This is a genomic window from Spiroplasma endosymbiont of Villa modesta (assembly GCF_964030925.1).
In the GTDB taxonomy this organism is placed as follows: Bacteria; Bacillota_I; Bacilli_A; order Mycoplasmatales; family VBWQ01; genus Spiroplasma_E.
The window spans coordinates 790,875-808,370 of record NZ_OZ034992.1 but is presented as its reverse complement, the minus strand read 5'-3'; the positions used below and the strand labels follow the sequence as shown (position 1 = coordinate 808,370).

Annotated in this window: 20 protein-coding genes; 8 read left to right on the top strand and 12 right to left on the bottom strand. The window is 20.9% G+C overall.

The annotated features are described in order from the left end of the window. The first annotated feature begins 122 nt into the window (after positions 1-122). Positions 123-665 carry a hypothetical protein gene (locus AAHM89_RS05215; RefSeq protein WP_342267157.1) on the top strand — a complete coding sequence of 181 codons (543 nt, stop codon included), beginning with the start codon at positions 123-125 and terminating at the stop codon, positions 663-665. A gap of 87 nt (positions 666-752) precedes the next feature. Here AAHM89_RS05215 and AAHM89_RS05210 read toward each other — a convergent pair whose 3' ends face one another. Both AAHM89_RS05210 and AAHM89_RS05205 read right to left on the bottom strand, forming a co-directional pair. Then, positions 753-1,217, bottom strand: coding sequence for a hypothetical protein (locus AAHM89_RS05210; RefSeq protein WP_342267156.1), 465 nt, complete (start codon positions 1,215-1,217; stop codon positions 753-755). 108 nt (positions 1,218-1,325) lie between these two features. Then, positions 1,326-1,790 (bottom strand): hypothetical protein, encoded by a 465-nt coding sequence (locus tag AAHM89_RS05205; protein ID WP_342267155.1) that lies wholly within the window; start codon positions 1,788-1,790, stop codon positions 1,326-1,328. Between the two features lie 681 nt (positions 1,791-2,471). On the opposite strand from AAHM89_RS05205, the gene AAHM89_RS05200 reads away from it, so the two are divergent. Both AAHM89_RS05200 and AAHM89_RS05195 read left to right on the top strand, forming a co-directional pair. Next, on the top strand, positions 2,472-2,831 hold the full coding sequence (locus tag AAHM89_RS05200; protein WP_342267154.1) for a transposase family protein: 360 nt from the start codon (positions 2,472-2,474) through the stop codon (positions 2,829-2,831). 86 nt (positions 2,832-2,917) lie between these two features. Then, on the top strand, positions 2,918-3,325 hold the full coding sequence (locus AAHM89_RS05195; protein WP_339045908.1) for a transposase family protein: 408 nt from the start codon (positions 2,918-2,920) through the stop codon (positions 3,323-3,325). Positions 3,326-3,991: 666 nt separating this feature from the next. Here AAHM89_RS05195 and AAHM89_RS05190 read toward each other — a convergent pair. From AAHM89_RS05190 to AAHM89_RS05150, 9 genes are all read right to left on the bottom strand, one after another. Continuing rightward, the gene (locus AAHM89_RS05190; protein ID WP_342267153.1) at positions 3,992-4,660 is read right to left on the bottom strand and encodes a BspA family leucine-rich repeat surface protein; all 669 of its coding nucleotides are present in this window, start codon (positions 4,658-4,660) and stop codon (positions 3,992-3,994) included. A gap of 744 nt (positions 4,661-5,404) precedes the next feature. After that, positions 5,405-5,812, bottom strand: a complete 408-nt coding sequence (locus AAHM89_RS05185) for a transposase family protein (RefSeq protein ID WP_342265941.1) — start codon at positions 5,810-5,812, stop codon at positions 5,405-5,407. A gap of 23 nt (positions 5,813-5,835) precedes the next feature. Next, a complete protein-coding gene (locus AAHM89_RS05180) occupies positions 5,836-6,258 on the bottom strand; it encodes a transposase family protein (RefSeq protein ID WP_339045912.1) in 423 nt (140 codons plus the stop codon). A gap of 124 nt (positions 6,259-6,382) precedes the next feature. Further along, on the bottom strand, positions 6,383-7,441 hold the full coding sequence (locus AAHM89_RS05175; protein WP_342267152.1) for an MSC_0882 family membrane protein: 1,059 nt from the start codon (positions 7,439-7,441) through the stop codon (positions 6,383-6,385). A gap of 19 nt (positions 7,442-7,460) precedes the next feature. Next, positions 7,461-7,769 carry a hypothetical protein gene (locus tag AAHM89_RS05170; RefSeq protein ID WP_342267151.1) on the bottom strand — a complete coding sequence of 103 codons (309 nt, stop codon included), beginning with the start codon at positions 7,767-7,769 and terminating at the stop codon, positions 7,461-7,463. A 123-nt stretch (positions 7,770-7,892) separates the two neighbouring features. After that, positions 7,893-9,074 carry a prolipoprotein diacylglyceryl transferase gene (locus tag AAHM89_RS05165; RefSeq protein ID WP_342267150.1) on the bottom strand — a complete coding sequence of 394 codons (1,182 nt, stop codon included), beginning with the start codon at positions 9,072-9,074 and terminating at the stop codon, positions 7,893-7,895. A 313-nt stretch (positions 9,075-9,387) separates the two neighbouring features. Beyond that, complete coding sequence (locus AAHM89_RS05160; RefSeq protein WP_342265776.1) at positions 9,388-10,365, bottom strand: IS3 family transposase; 978 nt, start codon at positions 10,363-10,365, stop codon at positions 9,388-9,390. Positions 10,366-11,077: 712 nt separating this feature from the next. Continuing rightward, positions 11,078-11,590 (bottom strand): hypothetical protein, encoded by a 513-nt coding sequence (locus AAHM89_RS05155; RefSeq protein ID WP_338980700.1) that lies wholly within the window; start codon positions 11,588-11,590, stop codon positions 11,078-11,080. Positions 11,591-11,665: 75 nt separating this feature from the next. Next, entirely contained in the window at positions 11,666-12,019 is a 354-nt protein-coding gene (locus AAHM89_RS05150; protein WP_342267149.1) for a hypothetical protein, read from the bottom strand. Positions 12,020-12,254: 235 nt separating this feature from the next. Here AAHM89_RS05150 and AAHM89_RS05145 point away from each other — a divergent pair, with 235 nt between their 5' ends. The 4 genes from AAHM89_RS05145 to AAHM89_RS05130 all read left to right on the top strand — a co-directional run bounded on the left by AAHM89_RS05145 (position 12,255) and on the right by AAHM89_RS05130 (position 13,830). Beyond that, positions 12,255-12,677: a transposase family protein gene (locus tag AAHM89_RS05145; protein ID WP_339045912.1), complete on the top strand. Its 423-nt coding sequence runs from the start codon at positions 12,255-12,257 to the stop codon at positions 12,675-12,677. A gap of 23 nt (positions 12,678-12,700) precedes the next feature. Further along, on the top strand, positions 12,701-12,877 hold the full coding sequence (locus tag AAHM89_RS05140) for a transposase (RefSeq protein ID WP_342267148.1): 177 nt from the start codon (positions 12,701-12,703) through the stop codon (positions 12,875-12,877). A 99-nt stretch (positions 12,878-12,976) separates the two neighbouring features. Further along, positions 12,977-13,399: a transposase family protein gene (locus tag AAHM89_RS05135; protein WP_342267147.1), complete on the top strand. Its 423-nt coding sequence runs from the start codon at positions 12,977-12,979 to the stop codon at positions 13,397-13,399. A gap of 23 nt (positions 13,400-13,422) precedes the next feature. Next, positions 13,423-13,830 (top strand): transposase family protein, encoded by a 408-nt coding sequence (locus AAHM89_RS05130; protein ID WP_339045908.1) that lies wholly within the window; start codon positions 13,423-13,425, stop codon positions 13,828-13,830. A 658-nt stretch (positions 13,831-14,488) separates the two neighbouring features. Here the strand turns inward: AAHM89_RS05130 and lepA are convergent. Next, complete coding sequence (gene lepA / locus AAHM89_RS05125) at positions 14,489-16,297, bottom strand: translation elongation factor 4 (RefSeq protein WP_425289699.1); 1,809 nt, start codon at positions 16,295-16,297, stop codon at positions 14,489-14,491. Between the two features lie 310 nt (positions 16,298-16,607). Between lepA and AAHM89_RS05120 the strand changes: the two genes are divergently transcribed. Beyond that, positions 16,608-16,880 (top strand): hypothetical protein, encoded by a 273-nt coding sequence (locus tag AAHM89_RS05120; RefSeq protein ID WP_342267145.1) that lies wholly within the window; start codon positions 16,608-16,610, stop codon positions 16,878-16,880. The last annotated feature ends 616 nt before the right edge of the window (positions 16,881-17,496 follow it).

The window sequence follows — 17,496 nt, the reverse complement described above, 5'->3', positions numbered from 1 at the left end:
CTTATTAACAATTAATATATAAATTATGCTATATTTATTTAGTAAAAATTTAATATAAGTTTTTATCCTATTTATTTTTGTAAATAAATAGGTTTTTATTTTGATTTGAAAGGAACATAAAAATGAAATTTTTAAACACAAATGAGAGCGAAATTAATTCTGAAATACTTTCTAATTTATTACAATCAATACTTCCAAATAATCCTCTTACAGTGGGACTAGTATGTCTTGCTGGTGGAATTGGTTACTATTCATGAAATTTTTACAAAAATAAAAAACAAGAATTAAATATAAAAGTAATACAAAAAAATGATGAAAAGAAAACTACATTAAACTCAAAGAATCTAACAAATCAATCAAGTAATATAAGTAAATGTGAATATAATATGATATTAGATGATGCAACTAAAATTAATCAAATAATTTTAGATAATAACAATAGCAAAAATGTTGAAGAACAATATGATATGCTAAATGATGCTAAATCAGAAATAAATGTTGAAGAACAATATGATATGCTAAATGATGCTAAATCAGAAATAAATGTTGAAGAACAATATGATATGCTAAATGATGCTAAATCAGAAATAAACAAAGAAGATGAATGGGTAATAATTGATAATCAATCTAATGTAAAAAATACTATTCATAAAGATATTTTATAGACTATATTTTATAAAATATTAAAAAGAAAAAAAGTTAAAAGAATGAGTTTAATTAAAATTAATTAAAACTCATTCTTTTTAATTTATTTATAAAGAAGAACCTACATTATTTTTAGTTTCTAACATTGTCTGATCTAACATACCATTATTACAAGTTTCTGAACTAGTAAATATTGATAAAGTTTCTTTATCATCATTATCATGTTCACTATCAGTAGTACCACCACTTTCTGATAATGATCGTGAATAATTACTAAATGATGAACTACCATCAGTAACATCACCACTTTCTGATAATGATCCTGATTGATTACCATTAACAGTATTATTACCACTCACTAGAATATTGCTATTACCATTTTGAGAAAAACTAGGAATTTGCAATAAAGTAGGAATTTCAAAACTACCACCATAATTTCCTAATTTTAATTCAAATTTCTTGACACCAGCAACAACAATACTACCATTATCATTATCAATTTTATATTTTTTATTTTTAATTGTAATTTTATATTTTTCTAATAATTGCTTAAGATCTTTTTCATATAACATTGGGATTCCTATTTTTTTGCATTTTCTAAATCATTTTCTAAATCATTTTCATTAATAACATATTCTCCTACTTCAAACTTAGAAGGTAATTCACGATATCATTTTATTTTAAATTGATTTTTTTTCTAAAAGTGCAGTTAATTTTGCTTCTAATGTTATTATTCTAATATTTATTTCTTTAAGTTTTAAACTCATTCCATGCTTATTTTCATAATCATTAAATTGTTTTTTTAATTTTTTTAATCTTTGACTTCAAATATCTATACTAGTATTTAGTTCTTTATTTGTTTTCTTTAAAGATCTAGTTTTTTTAATTATTTCATCTTTTTTTGTTTCCATTGTTTCTTTACTTTTTTGATTTTCTTCTGCAAGTTGTTTTTTTAAATTTTCTTCATCACTTACTTGTATTTCTTCTGCTTTATTATTTTCTAATGAAATTTCAGTTTTTGACAAAGGAAAAACTTCTTTAATTATTTCTAATACTTTATTATTGCTAATATTATTGTTGGCATTACCCACCGTCTTTATTAAAAAAGTATCATTTCCGTTTTTTCTTGACTTAATTGATCGCATTCATTTTGTAATTTATTTATAATGGTATTTCAATCTTGAAATAATAAATAATATTTTTCTCTACTAAAATGTCCAAAACTAATATTTTTAAATTGTTTTCTCAATTGTTTTCTTCTCAATTCTGTTTGTTCAACATCACCAATACTATTACTACATAAATTTCTAACTATAAATTCTTCTTTTGTTATATTATTTATTTTACTTGTAAGCTGTTTTCATTGTTCTCTGGCATTAGTAAAACGATTTCATCAATGTGGTTCTTTATTTAATACTTCTTGAATTAGTCAAACATTATAAACACCAAAAATATTAAATGATTGGGTACGTAAAGAATCAATTTTTGCTTTTAATTCTATTTCTCTTTTTCTTCAATCTAACCCTTTTGTTTAATAGTATTAATAGTAATCTCAGTTGCTAAATCATTAAAATTAGTAATTTCCTCAACTAAATTTTGATAAGGAATATGAATATTTTTTTTCTTCATTAATAGTACTTTCTTCTTTTTCTTTTTCTAATTCTTTTAATTCTAATTCTATTAGTTTTAAATTTTGCATTTCAGTAATACTTGGACTATTTATTAGACATATTCCGTAATTAAATTTTTTAAAAGTCAATTAATAATTTTAAAATTTATTTTATAATTTTGTTATTAACAATAAATTTAGAAAAGTGTTGATAAAAATGATTTTTGAAAATTTAAAAAAATTAAAAAATGAAGAATTTTACAGATATTTTGGTATAAAACGTTTTCATTTTAATGAAATGTTAGAAAAATTAATTGAAATAGAAAAATTAGAAAAAAATAAAGGTCGAAAAAATAAACTTTCAGTAGTAGAAAGATTAATGATGACTTTATTATACTGAAAAGAATATTATACTTTTTTTCAAATGAGTATTAAATCTAAAATGAGCCCATCAAGTTGTTTTCGAAATATTACTTGAGTAGAAAATAAACTTAGTAACCACAAAGATTACCAATTTTTAAAAGAAAGATATAAATTAAAAATTGATAAAAAACAAGAAAATTCAAATGAATTTTAATTTTATTTAATTGATTCAACTGAGATTGAAATTGAAAGACCAACTAAAAAAAACTACAGTTAGAATATTTTTCTGGTAAAAGTTGAATGTATTCTATAAAATTTCAAATTGTATATGATTTTTTTAATAAAAAAATTGTTGATATTTTTGCTGATAATGGTAAAGTGCATGATTTTCAAATATTAAAAAATTCAAATCTTGAATTTTCAGAAAAAACAATAATTATTGGTGATTTAGGATATCAAGGTATACAAAATATTTATAAAAATACAATAATACCAATTAAAAGAACTAAAAATAAAAAATTAACTAAACAAGAAAGAAAATACAATAAGATTGTATCTAAAATTAGAATTAAAGTTGAACATGTCTTTGCTTGATTGAAAAGATTCAAAATTTTAGTAAATAAATGTAGAAAATCTAAATTTAGACTTATGTACTTAAGATTTAACTTACTTTGTGAAATTTTTAATAAAATAAAACCATTAAAATAAAAAAAATATTAAAAATATTTTTTTAAAATTTAAATTTTTATCGAGTTAATATAAAAATATTATTAACAATTTTTTGTTTAAAATGTAAACTCATTTTTTAAACTATTTTTTCAAAAAATATTTATTTCTATATTCAATAACACTAAATAGTTTTAAAACAATTTTATTGACAATTAATTAAATTTAATTACGGAATATGTCCATTAAAGTTTTTTGTCTTCCTCTATTTTGATTTTTTTTGGCATTTACTTTCTCATCCTATCTATATATTCTCGAATTTTCTAATTGTAAACTTTAAACTAAAAATAAACAAATGCCTTACTTTTATTAAAATTAACTAAAAATAAAAAAAACTATAATGAGCAAACACTCATTAAAGTTTTTAAGTACTATTTTTAGTTAATGTGAATAATTATAACATCAAAAAAATAAATGAAAACATTTTTTAAAATTTATCATTATTTAGTGACAACTTCCTATTAGTTATCAAGTAAAATTTTCCAAAAGTAAAAGAGAAATACAAATTTATAATTTAAATTTTCAACATTTTTTAAAAAAATAATTAATGAAAAAAATAAAAGTTTCATATAACACGCTTTATAATATATTAATCAAAGAAAAAATTACTTATAACTAACAAGAAATTATATAACAAATTTTAATGAATTAATTTTTAAATTTTGGTAATTTGTTAGGATTATCAATTCCTGAATTAACACTAAAATTTTTATGTTCTGTTACTTTTTCTACATTTCATTTTGAAAGATCTTGATTAAAATCTTTAGCATTATAAAACATATAACTCATATCTTCTACATTAGATACATTTCATTCTGATATATTTTGATTAAATATTGAAAATCAATCAAAAACATTGCTAAACATAAAACCCATAGATTTTACTTTTGAAGTATCTCATTTTCCAATATTTTGATTAAATTGCTTTGCACCTTCAAACATAGCTGACATATTTGTTACATTAGAAGTATCTCATTTTCCAATATTTTGATTAAAAGATATAGCACTAGAAAACATACTACTCATATCTTTTACATTTGAAGTAATTCAAGATGAAATATCTTGATTAAATTGCTGTGCACCTTGAAACATACATGACATATTTGTTACTTTTGAAGTATCTCAGTTTGAAAGATCTTGATTAAATAACATAGCACCATAAAACATATAACTCATATCTTTTACATTTGAAGTATTTCAAGATGAAATATCTTGATTAAATTTTTCAGTAAAACCAAAAGCACTAGAAAACATATTTTTTAAAGATGTGATTTCTGGTGGTAATTGATTAGGTACTTTCTCAACTGTTACTGGCATTCTAACTACCTGAACCTGCTCTTGTTCATTTTTATAAATCCAATTTGAATAACTTCTTTAGTTTTTATAAGTAATAAATCATGTGCATTAGTTGTTTGTTCTTTTCCATCTTCATCAATGTAAATTGTATCTTGTTGAGTTTTATTTTGAATATAGTTAGTTGTAATATTATTTTTTTGTATAGTTGAGTTTAAGAAATTCGTTAAATTTCCTGTGGTTGTTGCAACTGTTAAAAAAACTTAATGTTGTTAATAATTTTTTCATAACTTAATTCTCCTTTGGACTCTATCCTTATAAATTTCTCATATTTCCCATTTTACTTTTTTTATTTGATTTTTTGGATTCAATATTTTATACAAGTTAATAATACATTAAATTTATAAAAAGTTTATTAACTAATTAAATATTGTAAATAAATACTTACTTTTTTAAATTTAACTATTTAATAAAAAAATATTTACATAATACAAATTAGTTTTTATTTAAAAATAATCTTTATTACATAAAATATTTTATTTAATGACACACTCTAATTATATATAGGACATATTCCGTAATTAAATTTAATTAATTGTCAATAAAATTGTTTTAAAACTATTTAGTGTTATTGAATATAGAAATAAATATTTTTTGAAAAAATAGTTTAAAAAATGAGTTTACATTTTAAACAAAAAATTGTTAATAATATTTTTATATTAACTCGATAAAAATTTAAATTTTAAAAAAATATTTTTAATATTTTTTTTATTTTAATGATTTTATTTTATTAAAAATTTCACAAAGTAAGTTAAATCTTAAGTACATAAGTCTAAATTTAGATTTTCTACATTTATTTACTAAAATTTTGAATCTTTTCAATCAAGCAAAGACATGTTCAACTTTAATTCTAATTTTAGATACAATCTTATTGTATTTTCTTTCTTGTTTAGTTAATTTTTTATTTTTAGTTCTTTTAATTGGTATTATTGTATTTTTATAAATATTTTGTATACCTTGATATCCTAAATCACCAATAATTATTGTTTTTTCTGAAAATTCAAGATTTGAATTTTTTAATATTTGAAAATCATGCACTTTACCATTATCAGCAAAAATATCAACAATTTTTTTATTAAAAAAATCATATACAATTTGAAATTTTATAGAATACATTCAACTTTTACCAAAAAAATATTCTAACTGTAGTTTTTTTTAGTTGGTCTTTCAATTTCAATCTCAGTTGAATCAATTAAATAAAATTGAAATTCATTTGAATTTTCTTGTTTTTTATCAATTTTTAATTTATATCTTTCTTTTAAAAATTGGTAATCTTTGTGGTTACTAAGTTTATTTTCTACTCAAGTAATATTTCGAAAACAACTTGATGGGCTCATTTTAGATTTAATACTCATTTGAAAAAACGTATAATATTCTTTTCAGTATAATAAAGTCATCATTAATCTTTCTTCTACTGAAAGTTTATTTTTTCGACCTTTATTTTTTTCTAATTTTTCTATTTCAATTAATTTTTCTAACATTTCATTAAAATGAAAACGTTTTATACCAAAATATCTGTAAAATTCTTCATTTTTTAATTTTTTTAAATTTTCAAAAATCATTTTTATCAACACTTTTCTAAATTTATTGTTAATAACAAAATTATAAAATAAATTTTAAAATTATTAATTGACTTTTAAAAAATTTAATTACGGAATATGTCTATAGATAATATTCAATATTTTTTTACTTTTTCTTTCTTCTTTTTAATACAAATATTGGAATAACAATTGCAAAAAATATTAAAGCAGTAAAACCAATAGTAATAATCATACATATTCTATCTATCTTTTTTTTGTATTGATTTAACTCTTGTGGATTAATAATTTCATAGCCATAATAACTTATAATATTACGTTTACGAAATTTAAAAATAACAATATTAATCATATGAATAAAGAAAATAACACCTAAAATAATTGTTAAAGTTATTGCATCTTTAATAATATCAGGAACATTAACTGTTCATTTTTGAATAATAAAAGTTAATTTCTGACCACTAATCAAAAACATAATGCCAATAATAATACCAAGAACAATATAACTACTAATACTTATTCAATTAATAATTATCAAGTTAGCATGAATTTTACGATAATTTCTAATTATAAAATTAGGAGGTAATAGTGACCCTTTTAATGTTCTTTCAATATATAAATCCACTTCTCTTCTTAATGTCACAAATTCAATAATATTAATTAAAATAATAGTAAGAGCAATAATTGCTAATGGAATAGTAATTACAGGATGAGGAATAATTTTTATGTTAATCATACCAAAATATAAACCAATAAAAGTTGAAGCAATAATTAATGTCATAACACCAATAAATAATAAAATCAATTGTTTTAGCTTCTCTGATTTAATTTCTCTGCTAATTGGTTTTGGAATTTTAAAACTATTTTTATAACTAACTATTTCCATAGTATTAAATGTTTGTGGTTGATCATAATACATATCTTTTTCTTTAGTAAAGTTTTCATTGATCGGCACTGTCTTTTTTTCTTGTAAAGGTATTATATAAGAACTAGTAACTTGTATATTTTTACCATCATATTTTTTTTCATTATAATCATTTTCATTAAAATCAGAATTATGAATATTTTCTTTATTTTTATTAATTGGTGGTACAACATTGCTAAAATAAGTGTTATTATTAGTTGATTTTTGATAACCTTCTTTATCTGATAACCTATTTTTTTGTGAAAAAAATTTATCAAATAATTTAAATTTTATTTTAGACATATACATCACCTACATTTAATTAGTTAAAATATTTTTTTGTCTTTTTAGAAATATGTTTACTTGAATAAAATTTTCTTTGTAATTTGGCAATTTCATGTTCAATTTCCAAAATTTTATCTTCAAATTGATAATCTTTTTTTTCTAAACTTAAGTATCCTTTAATAGAAATCCTTTTGCGTAAATACATTATTAATAAAATTGATAATAATAACAGAAAAATCAAAAGTGCTAACCCACCCATTGAATATAAAAAAGTAGTAATTGGAATCTCAAAACCTAAAAACTTAATGGTATTAGTACTACTATCATCACTTACTACTGCTAACACTAATTTCACCTCATACATTAGTATATAAATATTATAACAAAAACACCAAATCTAATTAATATTATCTATTTAATAGTTTATTTTCTGTTATAATAATTATTTTAATAATAAAAAAGAATATTATTAATATTCTTTTTCATATGTTCATCCTTCGCTACGTAAATATTTTGCTGCAACAAATTGTGCAAATATTGCTAGAAACAGGCCAAAGAAAGTAATCAATAATAAAACTGTATAATCAAGAATTGGACGATTAATTAAAAATAAATCTTCTGGTGGGCGCTGTAACTCTAAAATAAATCTAATTAAATTTCATCCAAAAAAGTAAAGTCCCATTTGAACACCTGCATGCATCATTCGATAATGATGTGGATTATTTATTTCATAAAGTTTTTTGCTTTTATTTATATAATCATTAATTTTCTTACCAGAAGGTTTGACTTCTGCTAATGCTTTATTTACTACATTTTTTGGTACTTGATTATAATAGTAAACTTCATTTCACATTTTAGTTCAAGTCAAATGTTTTGGGTCACGATTTACTTTATTTCAATATTTTGGATTAAAAGTTATTTTTCCTCAGTATTTAAAATTATTTTTAAAATCAAATTGAAACTTATCTGGCTCTACTTTTCATGGCTTTTTACCAAATCATTTACCAAGATTTGGAACAACAAGTGTAATCACTAATCATAATCCTAAATTAGCAATTGATTCATAAAGAAATATTGGTGCACGATAAACAATTTCACCATTAATAGTTTCTGGAGTGCCACTTGGTCCACCATTTAATTTAAAACAATTATCACGAATAAAAGCAGGTAATCATGATAATGAATCATAACTTACAACGTTACCAAGTAATTCATGATTAAAGAAATTACCTCAACGTCCTAATACCTGTCCTAATAAAATATTAGGAATAATTAAATCACCATATATTCATAATGATATTTTATACTTACGACCAACAAAGTAAAAAATAATTGCACCAGCAATAATGCCAAATAAAACACCACCATGAATAGACATCCCTGGTTTTCAAAATGCAAATTTTTCAAAAAAACTAATTGACTTATTAGGATCATCCTTGCCAAGAAAACTAGCACCAAATAATGAAGCAGGAATAATAAATATTATTGATCATGCTAAAGAATCAGTAGGAACACGATAACGTTTAAATTTTACTCAAGAAGCAATAATTGAAGCAAAAATACCTGACATAATAGCAAATGCATAAACATGAAACCATCCACCATAAGTATCAGTAATGCCGTGAGGTCCAACAAAATCTAAATTTAACATAACAAACACCTCACTTACAAGACCATCTTTTAATATAGAATACCATAATAGAATACCATAACTAACTAAGAATCACAATATAAATAAAGGCAAACAATACATATTACATATATAATTTTGATAAAGTGTAATTGTAATTCACATTTTTTTAGATTTTTTATTGTATATTATTTTTTGCAAATATAAACTTAAATTAAGATTTACCAAAAAACAATTAAAAGAAGTTAGAAATATTAAAGGTAAGAAATAATAAAATAATTATTAGCAATCGGTGGTTGGCCCTTAATTACTGGACCATTTTTGATATAAAATTCTAAATTTTAATTTGTAAAATTGGTGGTTTTAGAAATTTAGAATGTATTCTTTCATAATTATAAAACATAACATATTGATTTACATCATTTATAGCTTCATTGATGGATAAATATTGATTTGATCCTTTAGGTAGTCATTCTTGAGATAAATGAGAAAATCAGTTTTCAGATAATACATTACCACCAATATCATAAGGTTGTTTTTTGCTTAAAATTATTTGTTTATCCTCTGCTCATTTTGTGATATCCTGACAATAAAATTCGTTGGCGTTATCTGAATGTAAAATAACATTTTTTACTTGATTTCAAGAAAATTGTTTGTTGATTTTTTCAAGAGCAGGAAGAATTAAATCCTGATATGATTTATTAGGAGCAATATTATAACTAACAACATTATTTGAATAAAAATCAATAATTACAAAAAGATATAATCATCCTTCTTTAGTATTTATTTGTTTAGTGTCCATTGATCAAATTTGATTTGAAGAGGTTGTACTTTTATAATCTTTGTTTACTTTATCCATTGTAGGTATTCACTTATTTGGATTTTTTTTGTTTTTAGGATAGTTATTTTTAGTTTGTTTTAATCCTTGAATATTGTGTTCTTTCATAATTTTTCGCATTTGTTTTATTGATAATTCTATATTTAAAATGATATTTTTTTCTTGTTTTAATCACTCTTTAAAAGCTGAAAAAATTCTTAAATATCCATAAATTCTGCCTTTTCTTGTAGAATGAAATTCGATTAAAAGTTGGCATATTTTTTGATATTTATGATTGCATTTAATAATATGATTTTCTTCTTTTTTAATAGGTTTTTGTTTATTTTTTAAAAAGTAATATGTTGATCTGTTTAATTGAAGATATTGACATAGGTTTCTAATTGAATATTGATTTTTACAATCATCAATAATTTTAATTTTTTCTTTGATATTTAATTTGTTAATTACTAATGCTATTTGTTTAATTTTATCCATTAATAAAAATCCTTTCAGGTTAAAATTAGTGTTAATTATATAACACAATTGTTTTTAGAATACATTCAGGTTTTTTAAATTAATGGTCTAGTAAAAAGGGCTAAGTGGCAAGTGGCAAGTGGCAAGATTCAAAATTTTAGTAAATAAATGTAGAAAATCTAAATTTAGACTTATGTACTTAAGATTTAACTTACTTTGTGAAATTTTTAATAAAATAAAACCATTAAAATAAAAAAAATATTTTTAATATTTTTTTAAAATTTAAATTTTTATCGAGTTAATATAAAAATATTATTAACAATTTTTTGTTTAAAATTTAAACTCATTTTTTAAACTATTTTTTCAAAAAATATTTATTTCTATATTCAATAACACTAAATAGTTTTAAAACAATTTTATTGACAATTAATTAAATTTAATTACGGAATATGTCCTATGAAAATAAACTTAATTCAATTAATGAATTGATTTATAATTCTAATAATTTTACTATTTATGCAACAACTACTGATGGAATATATAAAAATAAATAATCTAATTTAAAATAACTAATTTTAAGTTAGTTCTTTTTTAAAAAAAATTGTAATACTTATTGAAAATTTAATAGTAAAATTATAAATCATTTTAATTTTTTATAATTTTGTTTATTCATAAAACATCTCTAATAAAATATTAGAGATGTTTTTAAAGATACTTTATAAATATATTAAACTTATATATTTGCTTGTAAATTTGATTTATATAAAAAACTATTACTATTTTTTAACTTTAATTTTATTTCTTTAAAAAAATCAAATCTTTCTTTTTCTTTATAATCATTAGAAAATATTTCTAAAGTTTCAGCATCAGATTTTTCATAAAAATGATATATATTATTGAATACTTGCTCTTGTGTTTCTTCTTCTTTTATTACTCGATATATAAAATTAAGAACTGAACACATTTTTCGATATTTATTATCTTTTCTTAAAGCATTATTAAATTTTTCTTTTTGTTTAGTATTCATTTTTGATATTTTTGAACTATTTTTAACGTTTGTTATATCAATTTCTTCATCGACTAAATAAACTATTTGATCTAAAAAATTTAATACTAATTCATCTACATCTTTTGATTTATATTTTTTTAAGGTTTCTAAATAAGTATCTGCTAAATTAATTGCTAATAAATTTAAAAAATTATTTAAAACTTTTGTTTTTAAATTTTTATTGATATTTAAGTCCATTATCAAAACTCCTTAAAATCACCTTCAATAGAGTGATTATATCAATTTTAACCTCATATTTTTGTAAATACAATATTACTTTATTTTTTTACCTTTAATTCGTTTTCTTTTAAGTTCCAATTCTAATTTGGGATTATTATCATGTTTTAAATAATAATTTTGTCTATTTATAGTTATTTTATTTTCTAATATTAACCCTAATCTTTTAGTTTTTTCTTCAGCTAATTCTTTTTGTAATTTTCTGTCTTTTTCATTTTCAAGTGATTCATGTTTAAATCTAGAATCTTGTAAATCTTTTTCATGTTGTCTTTGCTTTTCTTTATCAATTAATTTTGCTTCAATCTTAGCTCTATTTTCTATATACTTTTTAATACTTTTAAAAATAATTGATTGTTTGAACCCAATTTCTATTTTTAATAAAATTTTCACATAACCCCCTACTCCCCATTTAAGTAATTATTATTAATATACTTATTATAAATTAAAATTTTATCAATTTCTTAGGGAATTGTTTTTTTATTATATCATTTTATTTAAACTTGCTTTTAATTTATTTTTCTATAGATATATTCCGTAATTAAATTTTTTAAAAGTCAATTAATAATTTTAAAATTTATTTTATAATTTTGTTATTAACAATAAATTTAGAAAAGTGTTGATAAAAATGATTTTTGAAAATTTAAAAAAATTAAAAAATGAAGAATTTTACAGATATTTTGGTATAAAACGTTTTCATTTTAATGAAATGTTAGAAAAATTAATTGAAATAGAAAAATTAGAAAAAAATAAAGGTCGAAAAAATAAACTTTCAGTAGAAGAAAGATTAATGATGACTTTATTATACTGAAAAGAATATTATACTTTTTTTCAAATGAGTATTAAATCTAAAATGAGCCCATCAAGTTGTTTTCGAAATATTACTTGAGTAGAAAATAAACTTAGTAACCACAAAGATTACCAATTTTTAAAAGAAAGATATAAATTAAAAATTGATAAAAAACAAGAAAATTCAAATGAATTTCAATTTTATTTAATTGATTCAACTGAGATTGAAATTGAAAGACCAACTAAAAAAAACTACAGTTAGAATATTTTTCTGGTAAAAGTTGAATGTATTCTATAAAATTTCAAATTGTATATGATTTTTTTAATAAAAAAATTGTTGATATTTTTGCTGATAATGGTAAAGTGCATGATTTTCAAATATTAAAAAATTCAAATCTTGAATTTTCAGAAAAAACAATAATTATTGGTGATTTAGGATATCAAGGTATACAAAATATTTAGACTATTCCGTAATTAAATTTTTTAAAAGTCAATTAATAATTTTAAAATTTATTTTATAATTTTGTTATTAACAATAAATTTAGAAAAGTGTTGATAAAAATGATTTTTGAAAATTTAAAACAATTAAAAAATGAAGAATTTTACAGATATTTTGGTATAAAACGTTTTCATTTTAATGAAATGTTAGAAAAATTAATTGAAATAGAAAAATTAGAAAAAAATAAAGGTCGAAAAAATAAACTTTCAGTAGAAGAAAGATTAATGATGACTTTATTATACTGAAAAGAATATTATACTTTTTTTCAAATGAGTATTAAATCTAAAATGAGCCCATCAAGTTGTTTTCGAAATATTACTTGAGTAGAAAATAAACTTAGTAACCACAAAGATTACCAATTTTTAAAAGAAAGATATAAATTAAAAATTGATAAAAAACAAGAAAATTCAAATGAATTTCAATTTTATTTAATTGATTCAACTGAGATTGAAATTGAAAGACCAACTAAAAAAAACTACAGTTAGAATATTTTTCTGGTAAAAGTTGAATGTATTCTATAAAATTTCAAATTGTATATGATTTTTTTAATAAAAAAATTGTTGATATTTTTGCTGATAATGGTAAAGTGCATGATTTTCAAATATTAAAAAATTCAAATCTTGAATTTTCAGAAAAAACAATAATTATTGGTGATTTAGGATATCAAGGTATACAAAATATTTATAAAAATACAATAATACCAATTAAAAGAACTAAAAATAAAAAATTAACTAAACAAGAAAGAAAATACAATAAGATTGTATCTAAAATTAGAATTAAAGTTGAACATGTCTTTGCTTGATTGAAAAGATTCAAAATTTTAGTAAATAAATGTAGAAAATCTAAATTTAGACTTATGTACTTAAGATTTAACTTACTTTGTGAAATTTTTAATAAAATAAAACCATTAAAATAAAAAAATATTAAAAATATTTTTTTAAAATTTAAATTTTTATCGAGTTAATATAAAAATATTATTAACAATTTTTTGTTTAAAATGTAAACTCATTTTTTAAACTATTTTTTCAAAAAATATTTATTTCTATATTCAATAACACTAAATAGTTTTAAAACAATTTTATTGACAATTAATTAAATTTAATTACGGAATATGTCCTATGAATACTAGATTTATTATAGAAAATTATATCATTTTATTTATAATTTTTATAAATAAAATGATATAATAAAAAATATAAATAAATTATTTATAAAACTTTGAAATGGGGAATATAAAATGATTAATAACATAAAAAATATGATTAAAAATTACTCTAAAGAAATTGAGTGTCACGCAATAATAAAAAATAATTTAGAAAATAATCATTTAAAAAGTCAAGAGAATTTAATTAATATTGAAATGCAAAAAAATTACATAAAAATTAAAATGGAAATAATTGCAGAATTAAAAAAAATACTATATATTTAACATAAAATTGTGAGAAATCTCATTTTTATTTCAAAATATGCTTTATGAAAATAAAAAATTAATTGACTTAAATAGATCAATTAATTTTTTATTTTCAAATAATCCAATTTAGAAAAAAACAAATCAAATATTTATAACTTTTTTATTAATTTTCTTCATCTATTTTTAAAACAGCACGAAATGCTTCTGGTGGTAATTCAACATTACCAATCGATTTCATTTTTTTCTTTCCTTCTTTTTGTTTTTCTAAAAGTTTTCTTTTTCTTGTAATATCACCACCATAACATTTAGCAATAACATCTTTTCTAACTGCTTGCACAGTTTGACGAGCAATAATTTTATTATTAATAGCAGCCTGAATAGCAACTTCAAAATTTTGTTTTGGAATTAATTTTTTTAATTTTTCACATAAAACACGCCCACGATCATAAGCAAAATCCTTATGAACAATAACAGATAATGCATCAACAATATTACCTACTAATAAAATATCCATTTTCACTAATTTACTTTCCTGATAACCAATTAATTCATAATCTAATGAAGCATAACCTTTTGATATTGATTTTAATTTATCAAAAAAATCAATGACAATTTCATTCAGTGGCATATTATAAATAAGAGTTCTTCGTAAATTATCAGCATATTTTAAATCTAAATAAGTTCCACGTTTATCCTGACATAATTGCATCAATGCACCAACATATTGTTCTGGTGTCATTATTGTTACTTGCACAAATGGTTCTTCTACACTTTTAATTGTCTGCACAGTTGGTCATTTTGCTGGATTATCAATTATTAACTTTTCACCATTAGTTAAATTTACTTCATAAATTACAGAAGGAGCTGTTGAAATTAAAACTAAATTATATTCACGCTCTAAACGTTCTTGAATAACATCCATATGTAATAACCCTAAAAAACCACAACGAAAACCAAAACCTAATGCTTGTGATGCTTCAGCAGTAAAAATTAATGAGGCATCCGATAATTGAATTTTATATAATGCATCCTTTAATTCTTGATATTTATTAGTATCAATTGGATATAAACCACAATAAACCATTGGTTTTAAAGTTTTATAACCTGGTAATGGTGCATCAGCAGGATTAATAACACTAGTAATCGTATCACCAACATGAATATCACTAATTATTTTAATTGCACCACTAATTCAACCAACTTCACCAGCTGTTAACATTTCTCTCTTTTCTTCTTTTGGTGTGCGTAGTCCTAGTTCAGTAATTTCATATTCGGCACCAGTTGACATCATTCTTACTTTATCGCCAACTTTAATTACACCAGTTTTGATTCTAATAAATGCCATCACTCCACGATATTTATCATATAATGAATCAAAAATTAAAGCACGCAATGGTTGATTATCATCAGCATCAATTGGATAAGGAATATATTTAATAACTGCTTCTAAAACATCGCGAATATTAATACCTGTTTTTGCAGAAATTAAAGGCGCATAATCAGCAGGTAAACCCAATACTTCTTCAATTTCTTCCTTAACTTTTTCTGGTTCAGCACTTGGTAAATCTATTTTATTAATAACAGGAATAATTTCTAAATCATTATCTAATGCTAAATATACATTTGCTAAAGTTTGTGCTTCAATACCCTGAGCAGCATCAACTACTAAAATGGCACCTTCACATGCTGCTAAACTACGCGATACTTCATAAGTAAAGTCAACATGACCTGGAGTATCAATTAAGTGAAGCAAATAAGTATGACCATCTAATGATTGATATTTAAGTTGTACACTATTTAATTTAATTGTAATGCCACGTTCACGTTCTAAATCTAGTGAATCTAACAATTGATTTTTCATTTCCCTTTTTGAAACAGCATTAGTTAATTCTAAAATACGATCAGCCAAAGTTGATTTACCATGATCAATATGGGCAATAATTGAAAAATTTCTAATGTATTTTTTATCGATACTCATAATATTATTTATTCACCTATCTTTTGCTTATAAACTATTTACTATGTTTTAGTATACCAAAGTTTAAATAAAATTAAATCGAAAGTTGCAGATAATGTTATAAATATATTAAACTATCACTTAACAATATATGAAAAGATATATACATAAATAACTAGTTTTTAAAATCATGTAAAATTTTGCTCTTAGTTTTAATAAATATTATAGAGTATTTATAACATGAGATAAACCACCTTTTAATCAAACAAGTGTAAAACTAAAAATAGAATTTAAATCTAGTTCTACTCATATAGGTGGAGATTATATGCTTGTTAAAGGTAAAATTGATAATGAAGATGCTTCATTAATTATTAAATTAGGAACTGTTGATGGTAATAAAAGTCAATTAATTATTATTGGAGGAAATAAACAATATGGAAATATATTTTCATTAGAAGAATTACAAGATACTATTAAAGTTGATATTAAATCAAAATTACAAATAAGGTCTGGTAGTTTAACTACAAATGAAATAGAAGAAAATATTTGAGATATTGAATTAAAAGATATTCCTCCAACACCAAATATTCCATGATAAAAAGAAGTAGGAACAAAAAAAAGATAATAAAACTATTCAATTTAATTTTATTAAAAATAAAATATATCGTATTTATTACAATTATTGTGTTACTAATGATAAAACAGAATATTCATGAATATATAAAGAATTTATATATAGTGGAAATAATAATACAGAATATTTAGATAGTTTTATATATACAGATGGTTCATATACGTGATTACAAGTAAATCAAAATAGTATATTTATGACTACTGTTCCATATCCTTTTACATTTGGACAACTATTAAAATTAGAAGAATTACAGGAATAATATTATGAATAAAGAATTTATTTATTTATTTACATGAAATTAGTTATTGATTATTAAATAAAAGTGATTTTACACATAGTGAATATAATTTAAGTGGTAGTAGATATTCAAGTAAAACATATAGTATTGCAGAAGAATTAGCAATATTAATAGCAATTTCAATTAAAGTTAATAAATCAATTGCTATATATTGTTTTAGAAAATTAAATAAAGATATTAATGAATTAACAAAAGAAATTGATGAAGCATTAATTAATATTGGTTTTGATTATAAAGATTTTAATTTAAAATATCCAAATAAACAAGCAGATTTTCGTTTTA